The following is a 17,212-nucleotide window of genomic DNA, read 5'->3' on the forward strand; positions in this document are numbered from 1 at the left end:
GGGAGCCGGCGGATCGCCGCGTCAAACCTTTACCGTGGCCACCGCCCATGCGATATCTCGTCTGGAAGCGGCCGATCTCCACAACGCGCGGGTCTGTAGCAAAGATGAGCCAACTCAATCACGTGCGATCGTTGCAGCGCGGCATTGCGATCCTACAGATCATAAACCAGAAGAACGGCCTGAAGGCCGCTGAAATCGCCGCGATCGCGGACATCCCGCGGCCGACGGTCTATCGGCTTCTGGAAACGCTGGAGCAGATGCGCCTGATCGTGAAGGATCAGACGAGCGACAGCTGGCGCGTTGCCATTCACGCGAAATCGCTCAGCTCCGGTTTCCGCGACGAGGACTGGGTCATTCAAACCGCGGTGCCCGAGATGGTGCGGCTGGGTCGCCAGGTTCTGTGGCCGCTTGATCTGGTCGCATTTCGCAATTCTGTCATGGAGATCCGGGAATCCACGCATAATTTCAGTCCGTATTCCCTGGATCACGGCATGGTTGGCCTGGGCCTGCCCGTGCTGGGCAGTTCCAGCGGGCGCGCCTATCTGGCCTTCTCCCCGGATGACGAGCGGGAGCATGTTCTGGCCGGCCTGAGCGTTGAGCTGGGCGTTGAGCCGCCCTTCATGACCGTGGACGGCCCCTTGGAAAAGATATTGGGAGAATGCAGAGATCTGGGGGTCGGGTTTCGCCGCGAGGGCTTTCGCAGCGGAACCATGAGCATTTCGGCCCCGGTGGTTTTCAGAAAGCGTGTGATTGCGTGCCTGACGATGGTCTGGATCAAGTCGGCGCTGAGCTTTGAATCAGCCGTGGCCAGCTATCGCGAACCGCTCATCGAAGCCGCCAACAGGATCTCCGCCCAGGTCGAAAAGCTGGAATACGAGATCGAGGAACTCGGCGATTGATTTCTCCTGCATGCGCTCACTGTCGGCGCGCGAGAGGAGGGGTGGCGCTGCCCCTTATCAAAACGGGGACAGCGCCCGAACGCTTCAGAGTTTCGAAGCGTCGATATTCAGCTTGTTGTCCGTGACAGCCGCCCGCTCACGCGTCAGCGCGCGCTGGAACGAAGGACGCGCGCGAACGCGCTCGGCATGGGCTGCCAGCGCGGGATAGTCCTCCAGGTTGAACGCGCCCTTGGCCGCCGTGGAGAACACCCAGTAAAGATAGACATCGACGATCGACCATTGCTCGCCGTACCACCATGTGGACGTCGACAGCGTTTCTTCGACGAAGCGCGCTTCCTTGTTCAGCTTCTCCAGACCGTCCTCGGCAATGCCGCTGACATCGCCCTTGGTCCATTTTTTGGGATTTCGGATCTGGCGTACCATCGGATGCAGCATGCTGGCGCACCAGGCAAGGTCGCTCAGTCCGCGGGCATCATCAAAAAAGTCGCCGCTGCGCGGCAACAGGGCCGCGTCGGGGAAGGTCTGATGCAGGTAGAACAAAATTGCCGGATTCTCGGTCAGGGTCTTGCCGTCAACCGAGAGTGCCGGAACCTTCGCCTTCCGGTTCTGCGCGATGTAGTCGGGGCTATATTGCTGATCCGCGCGGATATCGATCCAGCGATCAAGATAGGGCGCACCTGCCTCCTCGAGCGCTGTCAACGTTACGCGTGAGCACGCGCCAGGATAGGCATATAGTACGGTTTGGCTCATGTGTGTCCTCCTCCGGATACGAATTAATCGATTGGCGTGATTGATATCGGCGGGCGTTGGCCGTGAGTGCGGCGCGTGGGCCGCCGGATGGCTGGAGCGGCCGTGTCATTGGCTGCGTTTAGGCTGGGATGATCATGCCCGGTTCAACGAACCAGGGAGCGCACATTGGCCGCCGGCGGCAGCATCTCGCGCACCTGCAGATCGCACTCGAATATTTCCCGCAATCGCTCCCTGACCGTGTGGCCATGTTCGACCACCAGGCTTTCCGCGCGCGAGGACTGCCCCCTCCGGACCGCCCCGTAAATCGCCTTGTGCTCTCTGTGAGCCTCCTCCATCCGGGCCAATCCGTCCTCGTCCTTCTTAACCGTGAACAGAAAGGTTGACGGCGATACGAGCGGCATGCGGCTGAGGTTCGCATAGACCTTGTTGAGCGTCGAGCGATTGGCGGCCTGGATCATGTTGAGGTGGAACTTCTCGTTCGCCCGCGTCCATCGCGAAAGCTTCTCGGCCGATGTTCCAGCGCCGGACAACAGGTCATCGCACTCGGCGATGCATTCTTCAAAGACCTCAATGCCTCGGCCGGCCAGATGCCCTTCCTCCATCGCGGTGCGGATGGCGAGGCCCTCGAGGGCGCTGCGGACGTCGTAAGCGGACAGGATATCGTCAACGGTAAATTCACAGACGGTGAAACCCCGGTTGGGATGGCCCTCGACGAGGCCATCCGCCTCCAGCATGCCCAGGGCGACCCGCACCGGGGTGCGCGAAACACCGAATGTTTCGGCGATGTCGCGCTCCTGCACGCGTTTGCCGGCGGGCAGTTCGCCGCCCAGTATCATTTCGCGCAGTCTCTGCGCCACGATTTCGGTGTTCGTGAGCGTTCCCGCGCGCACCTGAAGTTTGCTTTGAGACTCTGTGTTTGAATTGGCCACCTGACACTCCAGTGTTTCAGACCTCACCTTGTACATCAATTCCGGCCTCTTGGGAGCGCCTGAACGGTTGCGGGCAGCGCAAGTCGGCCTCGTGTATCCGACGCTTTCGACAAAATAGCATGCCATTTTGCAAAAAATCAATAATTCTCTTTGAATTTTGCCATTGATCAATTAGTTTGGCATGCCAGAATGGAATTGAGGCAAATCCGGGAGGATCGGGCAAGGATTGCCCGGCAGGTGTTTTGACTCAAAAGCGGGAAGGGGAGGCTCGGCGCGGGGCGGCATGTTTCGCAAATGCAATTGCCGCTCTATTTCGGGGTAACCGAAGCAAATTCCGTTCGTAAGGCATTCAAGATTCTGATTCTGCAGGGGTTATATTCGGAGATTGTCCTGAGGCAGAATTTGAAGGCGCAAAATTAAACTTTCTTTGGGAGGAAAGATTGTCAAAACTTACCAGATTTACCAGTGGTATTGCCGCGGTAGGCGTAGCCTGCTCGGTGCTTCTTTTTTCGGTTGCCGGTGCCTCTGCAGCGGAAAAGCTGCGCATGGTGACCAGCCTTCCGGCCCCTTCGTTCCTGTACAAGGACATCATTTCGGTCTGGGCGAAAAATGTGACGGATGCCTCCAACGGCACGCTCGACGTGGAGGTATTCCCGGCAGGCGCCTTGGGTCGGGATCCTGCATCGCACCTTGATATGGTCTCCAGCGGCATAGCCGACATCGGCTATGTCGTGGCCGGCTACACGCCGGGCGCCTTTCCCGAAACGACGGTGATGGAACTGCCTGGCGTCATTCCTTCCGCGACGGTTGGCTCGATTGCCGGCGCCATGATGGTCGAGGAGGGCCTGTTCAAGGGCGTTGGCATGGACAAGGTGAAGATCTTGGGCATGTTCTCGACCGCGCCCACGCTTTTGCACACCACCTCCAAGGTCGAGACCCTGGATGAGGTCAAGGGCATGCGGCTTCGCGGAGCGGGCCCGCAGCTGCTGCATTCGATCGAGGCGCTCGGGGCAACCCCTGTCGGCGGCATCACCAGCTCAAACCTCAGCGAGGCGCTGTCGCGCGGGCTCGTGGCAGGTTCGGTGAATGAATGGGTGGCAGCGACGATTTTCGGCGTTATCGAATCCGCGAAATTTCATCTCGACGTCAATATGGGAACCTCTCCCATCATGGTTGTGATGAACAAGGCGAAATACGACGCCCTTTCGGACGAGCAGAAAGCGGCGATCGACAAGAACGCCGGCGAAGCTTTTTCGCGGCTGTGGGGCGAGCAGTTTGACGGGAACAACGAAAAGTTCCGCGCCAAGGCCCTGGAAGATCCTTCCCAGCAGATGGTGACCCTTTCGCCCGAGGAGAAGGCCAAGTGGGAGGCCCGCCTGCAGACCGTGGTCGACAACTGGATCGAGCAGACGCCGAACGGCCAGCAGATCTTCGACAAATACAGCGAGGCGGTTGCCGCGGCGAGCCAGTAGGTTCGCCCGAACACGGGCGGCGGCGCGCGTGAAAAACGCACCCGTCCGCCGTTCGTGCTCGCTTGTCATTCTCTCCAATGCCTTGCCGCGAAACCAGAACCTCACCGTTTCCGAGGGGAGTAAGTCCTTTGTCGTCCATAGATAGAATCACGCGCTACGCGACGCGCTGGTTGGCGCTGCTGGGGTTTGGCGGCCTTCTCGTGCTTGCGATCATGACCGCGATCGATGTGCTCTCGCGGTCGCTGCTGTCGGCCCCCATCCATGGCGTCAACGATGTCAGCTCGGTCGTCATGGCGGTGGTGATCGCATCATGCATACCCGCCAGTCTCTACGACCGCAGCAATATCTCGGTCGAGATACTCGGCTCCATGGGAGGGCCCTCGCTCGAACGGGTGTTCCGGGTATTCGCGAGCCTGGTGGTTCTCATCTTCATGTCGCTGATGGCCTGGTACTTCGTGCCCTATACGGAAGAAACCTACAGGACCGCGCGCCAGACCTGGGTGCTAGCCTGGCCGGTCTGGCCCTGGTGGGCGGCGGCAACGGCGTTCCTGTTTCTCGCCGCCTTCGTTCAATTGCTGAATTTTATCAATGATATAATCGTGATGGTCACCGGCGGGCGGGTCGATCCGCAAGGAGTCGAAACGAAGCTCGTGCCTTCCCGCAACCCGAATTCGGAAAGTGACGCATAAAAATGGAGCCTTCTGTCATTGCCCTGATCGGCTTTGCCGTCATGTTCGCTCTGGTCGCGGCGCATGTGCCGATCGGCGTTTCGATGGCCGTGGTCGGCGTTGTCGGCTTTGCCTTTCTGGCCGGCTGGGGCCCGGCGCTGTCGCTTCTCGCTTCGGAACCCGCCTCGACAATGGCCAGCCTTGACCTCGCGGTCATCCCTCTGTTCATGCTGATGGGCGGTCTCGCCACCGCCGGGGGCCTTGCCAAGGACATATATGAAACCGCGGAAGCGCTCGTCGGACACCGCCCCGGCGGGCTCGCCGCCACGACCGTCGTCGCAAGCGCCGGTTTCGGCGCCGTCTGCGGCTCGGGCGTTGCCACCACCGCGACCTTCGGGCGCGTCGCGCTGCCGGAAATGCTCAAGCGCGGATATTCCCCCGGCAGCGCCGCCGGCTCTGTCGCCGCCGGCGGTACGCTCGGCATCATCGTGCCGCCGTCGAGCATCATGATCCTGTACGCCGTGCTGACGGAACAGTCCGTGCTTTCGCTCTTCACGGCGGCGGTGGTCCCGGCCCTGCTGTCGGTGACGCTCTACATGATCGCCATCTGGATCGTCGCCAAGCACAATCCGGCCGCAATGCCCGGAACGGACCGCCTGCCTTACAAGGACCGGATCAGGGCGATCGGCAAGTCCTGGGGCGCGATAATGCTGGCGGTCATCGTGCTCGGCGGCATTTATTCGGGCGTCTTCACGGTCAACGAGGCGGCGGCGATCGGCGTGGTTCTGGCATTCCTGTTTGCGATCTTCCGCGGGCGGCTGAACCGCAAGACATTTCTGGTCGTGCTCTCCGACGCCAGCGTGTCGACCGTGATGATCTACATCATGGTCTTCGGCGCCATGATCTTCTCCTACTTCATCAGCATATCGGGCGTGACGACCGACATCGTGGTCGGCATCAACAATCTGGACCTGCCGCCGCTCGGCGTGATCTTCATCCTGGTGGTAGTCTATCTCTTCCTTGGGTCGATCTTCGACGAGGTGGCGGCCATTGTCGTCACGCTGCCCTTCGTGCTGCCGATCATCATTGCGATGGGCTACGATCCGGTCTGGTGGGGCATATTGAACGTCGCTCTCGTGGGCGTCGGCATGCTGACGCCGCCAATCGGGATCAATGTGATGCTGCTGAGTTCGATGAGGCCGGACATACCGCTCTTCACGATCTATCGCGGAATCACGCCATACTTCCTGGCCGATTGCGTCCGGATCCTGATCCTCGTCCTGTTCCCGCAGGTAACGCTGTGGCTGCTGCATGCCGGCTGACGCGGCGCCCGTGCCCGGCCTCGCATATGGCGAGACCGTAAACCCTCCGATCTGGCTGATGCGGCAGGCAGGACGCTATCTGCTAGAGTACCGTACTTTTCGCCTGCGATTATCTGTAACCAAGCCAAACCGTTATCTCGTCGGCATGACAGTCTGGGGTACCTTGGCGTAAATTGTCCCGAACGACTGGCGAAGGACCCCATCGGGAGTTCTCGCGTTTTCCCTATTGGCATATTTGTCGTTGTCCTTATTGCAGCAAGCGCAACGTCATAGGGAGGAAACGTGACGCCACTGCCCCGAGCTCGATAATTACCGGAGTTGTAGACTGCGAAAATTCCGCTTCAGAGCCATCGGCGGGCGTCGGCGAACCGCGGTGTGCCAGCAGCCTTTCTCATATTAACGCAAAATCAGTCAGACCGGACATAGCCTCATTTTTGTCATTCTAGCTATGCCGAAGCTCTTGTTCGGTCATCAGAATTTTTCCGCGGAAAAATTTCATAGCGACTGCGTCGAAGGTTCATATCCCCTCAAGACTTTTGGGTAAGGCACTATTCCGCCACCCGCTCACGAGAGTGTTCCAAGACAGACGCAGCGGCCGCCTTGGAAACGAAGTCGTTCATTCCCTGTGTGTTGCCTTGGGCGGCGACCTCTGCCTCCACGGCCGTGGTTTCCTCGAATCGGAGATAGCCGATCAGGCGGGCAGGGGCGATATGGTTTCGATAGTCAATGATCGGCGGCTGATGAGAATGCAGCTTTTGGCTGTATCGGGGCTGACTGCCTCGCCTTCGGACCCGATAGGTGCAATGTAAGAGAAATGCGACGTCGGGGTTCCGTTGAGGTCTGCGCCGGAAAGGCTTGAGATGGCGCGCGCGGGTCTCCGGTTCTCGCTGCTTGGGCCGGGAGCGGATATCCGGTCAGTGGTGGCGCTGGCGGAGGCGGCGCATGCCGAAAGCCGGTTTTCCTATATTTCCTTCAGTTCGGTAAAGGTTGAGGCGATCGTCGCGCGCATTGTCGCGCGGCCGGAGCAATCGGCCTGTATTCTGGCAATGCGGGGCAGCGATGTCGTGGGCATGCTGTGGTGCTCCGTCGGCGCCAGCACCAAGTTCTGTCAATATGGCGCACGACGAACCGTAAGGGCCACACTCGGATACAAATGGTAGGGCGTTGCGATCGGCTCTCTTCCTATCTGCCTTTTCAATGAGGACGGAAACAACAGGCCTCGTCCACGGGACTGTGGATCATGCCAGCAGAACAGAACGGGCATCCCATCATGATCATTCCTCCTCGGTGCGCACGCCATAGGGACCGCAGAGATCGACGAGGACGCCGTGCAGCGCGCGCGTCAGTTCCCTTCTCGGAGAATTGACGCGGTCAACGAGGCCGATCTGGCGTGTAACCTGGGGGGTGCCAAAAGGGATTTTCTCGATTTCCATGTTTCCGGGCTCCTGCAGCGCGACGTGAGGCACGACCGAGATGCCAAGGCCCTGTCGAACGCAGGTCACGATCGATCCGATCGTATCGATATGGGCGATGTCCTGCGTGACGACGCCGAGGCGTGACAGTTCGGTGTCGATGAGGTTTGCCAGCGGAACCGGGCTGTGAAAACGGACATAGGGCTGGGTATTCAGAAGATGAATGGGGTCACGGCTTGCTGTTCCGGATGGAGTGATCAGCCAAAGAGGTTCCTTGAGGAAAGGAGACCACCGCAGGGCGTGCGGAAATCCGATGTGTTCGGCAACCATGGCAGCGTCGAGACGGCCCGAGGCGACATCGGTGATCATCGGCGCAGAGAGCGAGACGCGCAGGTTGATCTTGAGCTGCGGATATTCATCCCGCATTCGCAACAGGGCCCGCGGCAATAGGTTCAGCGCGCTTGAACGGACCGAGCCGAGCAGAAGGGTTCCTGCGATCTGGCTGCCCCGCAACACCGCCTTGGCATCATCTTCGCGCTGAAGGATATCCTTGGCCATATCAAGGACCTGCATCCCCTGCGAGGTGAATTTCGGCGGCCGGCTGGCGCGGTCGAAAATGACCACGTTCAGCTCCTGCTCGAGCGCGTGGATCTGCTGGCTGACGGCCGAAGGCGTGAGGCCGACTTCGTCCGCAGCGCGGGCGAACGTGCCCTGGCTGTGGATGGACAGAAGGGTCTTTAACTGACGCGTATCCATATAAAATCCAGTTTTTCTAAATCTAATAACAATAATTAATCGCTTTTGTGAAGTCAAACTTTCTACTAGACCTCCCGTGGTGGAGGACAAGAACCGGCAATGGCTGGGAGGCTGATCCGGAGTCCCGAGAAAATCAGAACAGTTGCGCGCTCCAGCCCCTTCGGAGCGTCCCTGGAGACGTGTTTGATGAGCAAGACGATACTGGTAACCGGTCCTGACCTGGCCGCCGAGGCAAAGGCGCTGGCGGAGAGCCACGGCTACGAGCTGGTGCATATGCCGGCCTATTCCGATTCCACCGTGATTGCGGACTACATGGCGAAGACCGGAGCCGTCGGGATCGTGTCGCGCATGGGTCGTATCGATGCTTCCGTCATCGAGGCTGCCCCGCAGCTTCGGGTGATTTCCAAGCACGGCGTGGGCGTCGACAACATCGATATCGTCGCGGCTGCCAAGCGTGGAATTCCGGTTCTGGTTGCCACGGGCGCCAATGCGGTTTCGGTGGCCGAACATACCATCGCTCTTTTGCTGACCGTCTCAAAACGCATCCTGTCCTTGGACCGGAGCCTGCGCGAAGGCCGCTGGGAAAAGCCCGGCTTTCAGGGGCGGGAGCTCAACGGCGGCACGATGGGCCTGATGGGTATCGGCGCGATCGCCCGTGCGACCGGCGTCATGGCCAAGGGGCTGGGCATGACGCTGATCGCCTATGATCCCTATGCACCTGACAGTGCCTTCGAGGCTGTAGGCGCGCGCCGCTGCGCGACACCGCAGGAGCTGTTTTCCGGGTCGCAGGTGCTGTCGCTGCACAGCCCGTTGACCGAAGCGACGCGCAATATCGTCAATGCCGAGGCGCTGGCGCTGATGCCCAAAGGCTCATACGTCATCAATACCGCGCGCGGGGGGCTGATCGACGAGCAGGCGCTGCTGGACGCCGTGGTCTCGGGTCACATCGCCGGCGCCGGCATCGATACCTTCGCATCCGAGCCTCCGGGGCCGGATCATATCTTCTTCTCGCAGCCGAATATCGTCATGACTCCGCACATCGGCGGTGTCACCGCCGAAGCCAATGCGCGCGTCGGGACAGAAGCGCTGCGTGGAATCTTCCAGATTATCGACGGCCAGCCGGTCGCTCCCGAGCGGATCATCAATCGCGAATTTCTGGCCGCCGACGCGGCGCACCTCACAAGCGTGGAGAAGTAATATGCCTGCCGGCTTCCGAATCCTTAATCGTAATCAGGTTGCCTCGAAAGAGCTTGTCGATGCCTTTGCCAGGCTTCCCGTCGCCAATGTTTCCGACAGCATGTCACGGATGACCGCGGCCGGACCCACTCTGCGACCCATGCATGCGTCCGGGAACCTTGCCGGCGTTGCCCTGACCGTGAAGGCGCGGCCGGGCGATAATCTGATGCTGCACAAGGCAATTGATATGGCGGTCCCGGGCGACGTGATCGTCGTTGATGGCGGCGGTGACCTTTCGAATGCGCTGATGGGCGAACTGATGCTCGCCTATGCAGTCCGCAAGGGCGTTGCCGGATTCGTGCTGAACGCGGCGATCCGCGACCTCGACGCTTTCGTCAAGACCAACCTGCCGACCTTCGCCGCCGGCGTCAGCCATCGCGGCCCATACAAGGATGGCCCCGGCGAGATCAACGTTCCGGTGAGCATCGGCGGCATGGTGATCCACCCCGGCGACATCGTCATCGGCGATAGCGATGGTGTGCATTGCGTTCCGCTTGCCGATGCGGAGGAGGTCCTGAAGAAAACCCAGGCCAAGTCGGATGCCGAGATCCACCAGATGAAGGCGATCGCCGAGGGCACCAATGACCGCGCCTGGGTCGATGCGGCCCTGAAGCGGCTCGGCTGTGAGTTCCCCGCGGACTGATCCGCGACGAGACGACCAAAGCATGAAAAGGAGGAGAAAACCATGCTGAAACTGATCCATACCACAGCGCTGACCGGCGCGATAATCCTGACTGCGGGCGCTGCGCTCGCCGAATATCCGGAAAAGCCGATCGAGGTCATCGTCGGCTTTTCCGCAGGAGGTGGCACGGACGTAATGGCGCGCACCGCGGCCCCCTTTATCGAGAAATATCTCGGTGACGGGGCAAGCCTGGTGGTGAAGAACGTGCCGGGCGCTTCCGGCCAGATCGGCGTCACCGAGGTCGCCGAGGCAGAGCCCGACGGTTACACCATCGGCACGTTCAACCTGCCCGGCATGATGGCGCGTACCATCGATCGTGAAGCCGGATATGACAGGGACAGCTTCACCTACCTGGCCAACGTCGTAAATGATCCCAATGTGATCGTCACCGCGAAAGGCAGCGGCTTCGACACGATCGACAAGCTGATCGCGGCGGCGAAGAAGGACCCCGGCGCCGTCACAGTCGGCATGTCCAGTCTGGGCGGCGACGATCACTTCGCGCTGATCAAGCTGGAGGGTTTGACGGATGCCGAGTTCACCATCGTTCCCTTCAAGGGGTCGGCGCCCGCGCGCACCGCGCTGATGGGCGGCCATGTCGCAATGGGGATCCTGAATATCTCCGAAGTGGCGAGCTTTCAGGATGAACTGAACGTGCTGGGCGTCGCGACCGAGGAGCGGTCCGACTTTGCTCCGGACATTCCGACGTTCAAGGAGCAGGGGATCGACCTCGTGAACGGCTCCATGCGCGGCTTCGTGGCGCCGGCCGGCTTGCCGGATGATGTTTCCGCCAAGCTGGATGATGCCTTCGAACAGATGGCTGGGGACCCCGAATTCCTTGCCGCCATGAAGGCCACAGCGAACCCGGTCGAGATCGTCACCGGCGATGAATTCAAGCAGCTGACGTCCGAGCTCTACGATCTGGCGAACGGCGTCTGGCAGGAAACGCCGTGGAACTGATGTTCCATTCCGACGGCGCATCGACCCATGCGCCGTCGGGCCTGCTACCCAAATTCGTCAAGCCTCTATGAGGGAGACTGTCCATGCCAGACGACCGCAAGAGCCGCCTGCTCCGACCCGAGACGTTGACTGCCGTCGGCATCATCATCGCGGCTGCCGCTTTTCTCTTTCCCACGGCTGATCTGCGTCCGATCTCCGCCCTGCTGCCCGCCGCCATGCTGGTGGGCCTGATCGTATTGTCGGTCCTGCTCCTGATCGGCGATCAGCGTCATGCTGCGCAAGGAGAAGCCGCCCAAACCATCGCCAAATCCTGGCGCCGCGTCATCGGGGCCTTCTGCCTGATCTTCGCCTATGCGCTCGGATGCGACTTTCTCGGCTTCTATCCGAGCACGATTGTCGTCATCCCGCTGGTCGCCTGGGTATTCGGGTTCAGGAACCCGCTCGGCCTGTTTGCCGCCACGGTCATTGTCGTCGGCGCAATCTGGCTGATCTTTGATTTCGGGATGTCCCAGGACTTCCCTGTCGGACGCCTCTGGCAGAACTGAGGTCACGATGTATTCCGATCTTCTCAATGCGCTCCCCGAGGTTGTGGGATTTACGAATTTCGCCGCCGTCGTGATCGGCGTTCTGTCGGGCATCATCGTAGGCGCCATGCCGGGCCTGTCGGCAACGATGGCGATTTCGGTTCTGGTGCCCTTCACCTTCGGGCTTGATCCGCTGGTGGCCCTCGGCCTGATGGCCGGCATCTACAACGGCGCGATGTATGGCGGCGCGATCCCGGCGGTGCTGCTGCGCATTCCCGGCACGCCGGCCGCCGTCGCCACCACCTTTGACGGCTATCCCATGGCCCAGAAGGGCGAGGGGGGCTTTGCGCTGCAGGTGGCGGTCGTGTCCTCATCCATCGGCGGCATCGCGTCCGCCTTCGCGCTGATGCTGCTGGCGCCGCCGCTTTCCAAGGTGACGCTGCTATTCGGTCCGGCTGAGGTGTTCTGGGTCGCGATCTTCGGTCTCGCCTCGATCATCTTTCTGCTGGGCGGCAATCCGGTAAAGGGGTTGATCAGCGCCTGCTTCGGGGTGTTCATCTCGGTGGTGGGTTCCGATCCGATCTATGGCAATGACCGTTTCACCTTCGGCCAGCTCGAGCTTCTCGACGGGATCAGCATCGTGATCCTGCTTGTCGGTCTCTACGCGCTGCCGCCGGTGATCGATCTTCTGGAATCGCCGCTGAAGACGGAAGGCGTGGAAGGCAGCAAGCTGGGTACGCAACCGATCTGGAAAGCGCTTCCTCGGATGAAGCATTTCTGGAAGACCTGGCTGCGTGGATCACTGATCGGTATCTGGATCGGGATTCTGCCCGGCGCGGGCGGGTCGATGGCGGCCTTCATGTCCTATAACGAGGCGCGGCGAGCCTCGAAGCACCCCGAACGCTGGGGTGAGGGCGAGCCCGAGGGCGTTGCTGCCGCGGAGACCGCCAACAATGCCGACACCGCCTCGGCGCTGATCCCGGCCCTGACGCTTGGCATTCCGGGAACCGCCGTTGCCGCGGTGATGCTGGGCGGCCTGCTGGTCCATGGCCTGCAGCCTGGGCCGATGCTGTTCCGGGACAATCCGGATGTCGTTTTTGGCTTCATGTGGCAGTTCCTGTTCGGCGCCATCCTTCTGGTTCTTCTGGGCGGTTCGCTGGCGACCAACAGTTTCGCAAGGCTTCTGAACCTGCCGCGTCCGCTGCTCGGCTCGATCATCATCGTGCTGATGCTGATCGGTGTCTATTCGATCAATGGCCGCATGTTCGACGTCTATCTGATGCTCGGCTTCGGCGTGATCGGATGGCTGATGGACAAGATGAAGTTCCCGCTGCCGCCAATGGTGCTGGGCCTGATCCTGGGCGCCTTCGCGGAAGAGAACCTGCGCCTTGCCCTGCGGATCGGGCGTGGCGACTGGTTGGTCCTGTTCCAGAACACCACCAGCCTCGTGATCGTCGCGCTGACGGTCGCCGTGGTCGTCGGGCCAATCATCAAACGTCGGATCGTGGCCCGCCGCGCGGCGGATGGTGACGCTGGGACGGAAGGCTAATGTATGGCCGCTGCATCTGGATATCTCGGGCGTGCCGATGTTCGCCCGCGCCGACTGAGCATGCCGGAGGGCGGCGAGAGCCTCAGTGAATATGTCGAAGAACTTCATTTGTCGTTAGCATGGAGACCGGACGGGGATAGATGCAGTAATTCTGGATAAAACCTTAAATTTAATTCTCTTTTATTAAGGAAAACAAATGTTACATAAGGTGCTCTGGGAGGAGCGGTCTGGCAAAAGTTTATGGCAGATGGTTTCCGCTGACTGAAAATCTGAGGAGGAGAACATGAAATTTTTCCGTAGTATTACCGCCGCCGCACTGGTCAGCACACTCGGGCTGGCCGCCGGCATAGGCTTCGCTCAGGCCGCCGAATGGCCCGAGCGCAGCATCACGCTCGTCGTGCCTTATGGCGCAGGCGGCACCACCGATGTCTCCGCCCGGCAGCTTGCTACCATGGCCGAGAAGACGCTGGGCCAGCCGATCGTGGTTGAAAACCGCCCGGGCGGCAGCGGCGCCAACGCCATGCGCTTCGTGGCGAGCGCCAAGCCGGATGGCTATACGCTGATCGCGACGACCTCCTCGCCGAGCTTCGTGACGCCTGCGCTGCGCCCGACCGGCTATGATCCACTCAAGGATTTCGTGCCGATCATGAACTATTCGGGGCCCTATCACGGCGTTCTCGTCAAAGGAGATTCCGAATACACTTCCCTGAACGATCTGGTTGAGGCCGCCAACACGGGCAAGACCCTCACTTATGGCACGGCCGGTGCCATGGGCGGCGCGCATCTCGCCTTCACCAAGCTTGCCGGCGAAACCGGCGCTCGCCTGCAGCACGTGCCCTTCGACGGCGCGGCTTCGGCCACGGCGGCGGTTCTCGGCGGTCATGTCGATATCGCTCTGGTGCCAGCCTATCGCGATCTGGTCGAGGATGGCCAACTGAAGCTGCTCGGCGTGCTTGATGGTGACAACGATCCGGATTTCCCTGACGCGCCGACCCTGGAAGAGGCCGGCTATGACGTCGAATTCCCCTCGATCGTCGGCGTGCTTGCGCCCGCAGGCACCGATCCCGCAATCGTGGAGCAGCTTGAGACGGTGTTCACCGAGGTGGCGTCGTCCGACGAGTTCAAGGACTTCATGACCCGTCTGAACCAGCCCGTCCGCATCATGAGCGGCGAGGAACTGGGTGAAACGATCGCCACCAATCTTGAAGCTTACAAGGCCGTGGCAAAAGAAATGAGCATGTCTCAGTGAGCCCCGACGGGAACAAACGCTGGATGCCGGTCTTCGGCATCCGCACCCTGACCTGCGCGCTACTGCTGGCGGGCGCGGCTGCAGGGCTCGTGCTACTTGAAGCACAGGTCCCGGTCTGGAATCTCGGCGGTGCGGGGCCGACGGCGCGGACCCTGCCGCGCGTGGCGCTGGCGCTGCTGGTCGCAGCGCTTCTGCTGCGCCTTGTCGTCGGGCTTTTCGGAACGGACAGGCCTGTCGGATCGATTCGTGACTGGAGTCCGGTTTTCCTGGTGGTCGTTGCGACGGTGGCCGCGCTGGCATTGATGCCCCTTGCCGGTTTCATTCCCTGTGCAGCCGGTCTTGGCATCATCATTGCGCTCGCCTATGGGGAACGCAAGCCGGTCTTCAGCATTGGCCTGCCGGTTCTGGCGGCGCTTGCGATCGGCCTTGGCGCCGAGCATGTGCTGAACATTCCCTTGCCCTGACGCCGTCGTTGCACGACGGGTTGGGCCCCCCATTCACGGCCGACCCAACGGAGATCCCCGGCATGATCACGGAAGCCTTCTACATGCTTTTCGACATCTGGATCCTGCTTGCCATGCTGGCCGGGATCGCGGTGGGGATCATCATCGGCGCCATTCCCGGTCTGGGGCCGAGCATGGCCATTGCCCTGCTGATCCCGATCACATTCTCGATGCAACCGATACCGGCGCTGCTTCTGCTTCTGGGCGTCTATCAGGGCGCGATCTTCGGCGGTTCCATCTCCGCCATCCTCCTGAATGTGCCCGGCACGCCGTCCGCTGCCGCGACAGCGCTGGACGGCTACCCGATGGCGCGCCAGGGGAAGGCCGGAAGGGCGCTTCGGATCGCGCTCTACGCCAGTGTCGTCGGCAACTTCTTCAGCTGTCTCGTGCTGATGGCGCTGGCCCAGCCGCTGGCCTCGGTGGCGCTCGATTTCGGCCCGGCGGAGATGGCAGTGCTGATCTTCTTTGCCTTGCTTGTCATCGTCCTTCTGGGCGGAGGATCAAAACTCGACGCGCTGATCATGGTGATGGTCGGCGTCTGTGCCGGGGTTGTCGGGCTTGACCCGATCAGCGGTTCGCCCCGGTTCACGTTCAACTCCTTCTCGCTTGAAAACGGGTTCGCACTGATCCCCGTTCTGATCGGCCTGTTCGCCATGTCGGAGGTGCTGGTCCAGCTTTTCGACCGACCCAAGTCCGATGTGGACGAGGTTCCGATTCCTCCAGTGCCAAGTTCGCATGTCGGTTGGCTCGATATGTGGCGTATGCGCTCCACGCTGGTGCTGTCCTCGGCCATTGGAACCTTCATCGGCATTCTGCCGGGGATCGGCTCCACCATTCCAGCCTTCATGAGCTACGGCCTGGCGCGATCGCGCGCGAAAGACCCGGAGCGGTTCGGCAAAGGCGAGGATGCCGGCGTTGCGGCACCCGAGGCTGCCAATAACGCGGTGACCGGTGGCGCTCTTGTCCCGATGCTGGCACTGGGCATTCCCGGCGATGCGGTGACGGCTGTCATTCTTGGCGCCTTCATGCTGCAAGGGCTGGCACCCGGTCCGTTTCTGTTCCGCGATCACGGCGTCGAGGTTTATGCGATCATCGAAGCGCTGCTGATCGCTTCGCTGCCGACGATCCTGATCGGTCTTGCGCTGTTCCGCGTCGCGATCCACGTCATCCGGGTCCGGCCCCGGCATCTTTTCCCGGTCATCGCGCTGCTCTCCGTTTTCGGGGCCTACTCGGTCAACAACATGCTCTTCGACGTATGGGTCATGCTCGGCGCAGGCGTGCTGGGCTTCCTGTTCCGCCGCTCCGGCCTGCCCGTGCCGCCGCTTCTGATCGGGCTGATCCTCGGCAAGCCGCTGGAGCAGGCGGCGCGGCAGGCGCTGCTGACGAGCGGCGGCAGTCCCGCTATTTTCGTCAGTTCGCCGATTTCAATCGGCTTTGTGGCCCTGATCGTCGTCTTTGTTGCCGGGACGCTGGTCCTGCCGCATCTGCGCAAGAGGCAAAAGCCGCTATGATCATCTGCGATTGCCACATCCACGCCTTCGCCAAGGGTGTCGAACGGGCAGTGGGCGCCTATGTCCCGCCCGAGAAGGATATCGGGGACTTTATCGCCGAGGAGGCGCAGACCAACGGCATCGGTCGGGCGGTAGTCATTCAGGCCTCGGTCGACGGGACCGACAATACCGCTCTCGCCCGGATGGTGGCGTCTCCACCCGAGGCGATCGCGCTGCGCGGCGTGGCGATGATCTCGCCCGCCTCGACGGGCCTTGAGGCGCTTGCCGCAAGCGGCATCAGGGCGGCGCGGCTGCAGGACCGGCGCCGTGTGGGGATCAACCAACTCGACCTCTTGCCGCAGGTGGCGGCGCTGGCGGCAGAGGTGGACTGGCATGTCGAACTCAACACCGAGCCGGAGCGCTTCGACCGCGTGGCGGCGGCGCTCGAAGCCATGCCCGCGGGACAGCCGCTCGTTCTTGATCATTTCGGCCATGTCAACCCGACCTCCGAGGCCCAAGTGACAAGCCTCTGTCGTCTTCTGGACAGCGGGCGCATCTGGGTGAAACTCTCGCCCACCCGGGTCAGCACAAGGCCGGACAACTATGATGACCTCGCCGCCCTCGTTTCACGCCTTGTGCAGGGCTGGCCCGATCGCTGCCTCTGGGGCAGTGACTGGCCTCACGTGATGACGCCGCCGCCCGTGCCCCGTTTGGCGCCGATGCTCGATTTGCTGAAACAGGTTCTGCCGGATGAAGGTCTCAGGGCTGTGCTGCAGGACAATCCCGCAGCGCTCTATCGGTTCTAGAGCATTCT

The 17,212-nt window shown here is 61.4% G+C and carries 17 protein-coding genes and 1 pseudogene; 15 read left to right on the top strand and 3 right to left on the bottom strand.

Annotation, left to right across the window (positions count from 1 at the left end; translation table 11 throughout):
- Nucleotides 1-104: 104 nt before the first annotated feature.
- Nucleotides 105-899 (top strand): helix-turn-helix domain-containing protein, encoded by a 795-nt coding sequence (locus K7H91_RS13230; RefSeq protein WP_230720744.1) that lies wholly within the window; start codon nt 105-107, stop codon nt 897-899.
- A gap of 84 nt (nt 900-983) precedes the next feature.
- Here the strand turns inward: K7H91_RS13230 and K7H91_RS13235 are convergent, their stop codons facing one another.
- Together K7H91_RS13235 and K7H91_RS13240 are read right to left on the bottom strand one after the other, a co-directional pair.
- Nucleotides 984-1,649, bottom strand: coding sequence for a glutathione S-transferase family protein (locus tag K7H91_RS13235; protein ID WP_230720745.1), 666 nt, complete (start codon nt 1,647-1,649; stop codon nt 984-986).
- Between the two features lie 143 nt (nt 1,650-1,792).
- Entirely contained in the window at nt 1,793-2,614 is an 822-nt protein-coding gene (locus K7H91_RS13240) for a GntR family transcriptional regulator (RefSeq protein ID WP_230720830.1), read from the bottom strand.
- Between the two features lie 509 nt (nt 2,615-3,123).
- Here K7H91_RS13240 and K7H91_RS13245 point away from each other — a divergent pair.
- The 5 genes and pseudogenes from K7H91_RS13245 (at nt 3,124) to K7H91_RS13260 (ending at nt 7,200) form a co-directional block, all read left to right on the top strand.
- The gene (locus K7H91_RS13245) at nt 3,124-4,050 is read left to right on the top strand and encodes a TRAP transporter substrate-binding protein (protein WP_230720746.1); all 927 of its coding nucleotides are present in this window, start codon (nt 3,124-3,126) and stop codon (nt 4,048-4,050) included.
- Between the two features lie 128 nt (nt 4,051-4,178).
- On the top strand, nt 4,179-4,739 hold the full coding sequence (locus K7H91_RS13250; protein ID WP_230720747.1) for a TRAP transporter small permease: 561 nt from the start codon (nt 4,179-4,181) through the stop codon (nt 4,737-4,739).
- 2 nt (nt 4,740-4,741) lie between these two features.
- The gene (locus K7H91_RS13255; protein ID WP_230720748.1) at nt 4,742-6,040 is read left to right on the top strand and encodes a TRAP transporter large permease; all 1,299 of its coding nucleotides are present in this window, start codon (nt 4,742-4,744) and stop codon (nt 6,038-6,040) included.
- Nucleotides 6,030-6,149: pseudogene (locus tag K7H91_RS25680) on the top strand (uroporphyrinogen decarboxylase family protein); the annotation flags it as partial. The gene K7H91_RS13255 and the pseudogene K7H91_RS25680, both read left to right, overlap by 11 nt.
- 751 nt (nt 6,150-6,900) lie before the next feature.
- Nucleotides 6,901-7,200 carry a hypothetical protein gene (locus K7H91_RS13260; protein WP_230720749.1) on the top strand — a complete coding sequence of 100 codons (300 nt, stop codon included), beginning with the start codon at nt 6,901-6,903 and terminating at the stop codon, nt 7,198-7,200.
- Nucleotides 7,201-7,314: 114 nt separating this feature from the next.
- Here K7H91_RS13260 and K7H91_RS13265 read toward each other — a convergent pair whose 3' ends face one another.
- On the bottom strand, nt 7,315-8,265 hold the full coding sequence (locus K7H91_RS13265) for a LysR family transcriptional regulator (RefSeq protein ID WP_230720750.1): 951 nt from the start codon (nt 8,263-8,265) through the stop codon (nt 7,315-7,317).
- 129 nt (nt 8,266-8,394) lie between these two features.
- Between K7H91_RS13265 and K7H91_RS13270 the strand changes: the two genes are divergently transcribed.
- The 9 genes from K7H91_RS13270 (at nt 8,395) to K7H91_RS13310 (ending at nt 17,204) form a co-directional block, all read left to right on the top strand.
- The gene (locus K7H91_RS13270) at nt 8,395-9,405 is read left to right on the top strand and encodes a hydroxyacid dehydrogenase (RefSeq protein ID WP_230720751.1); all 1,011 of its coding nucleotides are present in this window, start codon (nt 8,395-8,397) and stop codon (nt 9,403-9,405) included.
- 1 nt (nt 9,406) lies between these two features.
- Nucleotides 9,407-10,087 (top strand): RraA family protein, encoded by a 681-nt coding sequence (locus K7H91_RS13275; RefSeq protein ID WP_230720752.1) that lies wholly within the window; start codon nt 9,407-9,409, stop codon nt 10,085-10,087.
- A gap of 42 nt (nt 10,088-10,129) precedes the next feature.
- Nucleotides 10,130-11,083 carry a Bug family tripartite tricarboxylate transporter substrate binding protein gene (locus K7H91_RS13280; protein ID WP_230720753.1) on the top strand — a complete coding sequence of 318 codons (954 nt, stop codon included), beginning with the start codon at nt 10,130-10,132 and terminating at the stop codon, nt 11,081-11,083.
- Nucleotides 11,084-11,166: 83 nt separating this feature from the next.
- On the top strand, nt 11,167-11,628 hold the full coding sequence (locus K7H91_RS13285; protein WP_230720754.1) for a tripartite tricarboxylate transporter TctB family protein: 462 nt from the start codon (nt 11,167-11,169) through the stop codon (nt 11,626-11,628).
- Between the two features lie 7 nt (nt 11,629-11,635).
- Nucleotides 11,636-13,156 (top strand): tripartite tricarboxylate transporter permease, encoded by a 1,521-nt coding sequence (locus tag K7H91_RS13290; protein WP_230720755.1) that lies wholly within the window; start codon nt 11,636-11,638, stop codon nt 13,154-13,156.
- Between the two features lie 283 nt (nt 13,157-13,439).
- Complete coding sequence (locus K7H91_RS13295) at nt 13,440-14,405, top strand: Bug family tripartite tricarboxylate transporter substrate binding protein (protein ID WP_230720756.1); 966 nt, start codon at nt 13,440-13,442, stop codon at nt 14,403-14,405.
- The gene (locus K7H91_RS13300) at nt 14,402-14,869 is read left to right on the top strand and encodes a tripartite tricarboxylate transporter TctB family protein (protein WP_230720757.1); all 468 of its coding nucleotides are present in this window, start codon (nt 14,402-14,404) and stop codon (nt 14,867-14,869) included. The genes K7H91_RS13295 and K7H91_RS13300 overlap by 4 nt, the downstream gene beginning before the upstream one ends.
- 62 nt (nt 14,870-14,931) lie before the next feature.
- Nucleotides 14,932-16,419: a tripartite tricarboxylate transporter permease gene (locus K7H91_RS13305; RefSeq protein ID WP_230720758.1), complete on the top strand. Its 1,488-nt coding sequence runs from the start codon at nt 14,932-14,934 to the stop codon at nt 16,417-16,419.
- On the top strand, nt 16,416-17,204 hold the full coding sequence (locus tag K7H91_RS13310; protein WP_230720759.1) for an amidohydrolase family protein: 789 nt from the start codon (nt 16,416-16,418) through the stop codon (nt 17,202-17,204). The genes K7H91_RS13305 and K7H91_RS13310 overlap by 4 nt, the downstream gene beginning before the upstream one ends.
- Nucleotides 17,205-17,212: the final 8 nt, after the last annotated feature.

The organism is Martelella mediterranea (assembly GCF_021021415.1).
GTDB lineage: Bacteria > Pseudomonadota > Alphaproteobacteria > Rhizobiales > Rhizobiaceae > Martelella > Martelella mediterranea_C.